2 protein-coding genes are annotated in these 556 nt (G+C 27.3%); both read left to right on the top strand.

The features are described 5' to 3' along the window. Window positions 1-211, top strand: a 211-nt coding sequence (locus tag IE142_RS40260; RefSeq protein ID WP_502266921.1) for a hypothetical protein, incomplete at its 5' end; no start/stop codon positions are given. After that, window positions 211-556 (top strand): ABC transporter permease (locus tag IE142_RS40255; protein WP_502266920.1); only part of this gene is annotated, 346 nt, incomplete at its 3' end. The genes IE142_RS40260 and IE142_RS40255, both read left to right, overlap by 1 nt.

Raw genomic sequence — 556 nt, 5'->3', positions numbered from 1 at the left:
CTTTAATAAAGCTTTAGATTCTCTTTCTGAAAACTTTAAAGTACAGCAGTCTCAAAAAGAATCGGGAGAAATTATCATTAAAGCTCAAAATGATTATAGAGAGTTACTTAAATCGTTATCCCAACTAGATATTTATCCAAAATATATTGAAACACGTAAAAGTTCACTACGTGATACTTACTTTAATATTAATCAAAGAGGTGATAAATAATGAAGAGCTTACAATTAGTCAAATATGATTTAATTAGTATACTTAAAAGTCCGTATACTTATTTAGCATTTATACTTGTAATTGGAATGACGGTATTCCAAGCTAGCATGATGGCAAATTATAGTTCTGCACATAAAGTTAATATAGATATGGTTTTTAATTTAGCTAATTGGCTTTTCTTGTTTGCTGGTCTTTTATTCATTATAAAAACAATAACAAGAGATTACTCACAAGGTACTATACAATTGTTTATGAGCAGAATAACTAGCAGAATGGGCTATATCATTACTAAAACAGTATCTATTGTATTAATTTCATTCTTATTTACAATTATTCACTACTTGG

The organism is Streptomyces mutabilis, assembly GCF_014649815.1.
GTDB lineage: Bacteria > Actinomycetota > Actinomycetes > Streptomycetales > Streptomycetaceae > Streptomyces > Streptomyces mutabilis.
The sequence above is the reverse complement of the archived record's forward strand: the minus strand, read 5'-3'. Positions and strand labels throughout refer to the sequence as shown.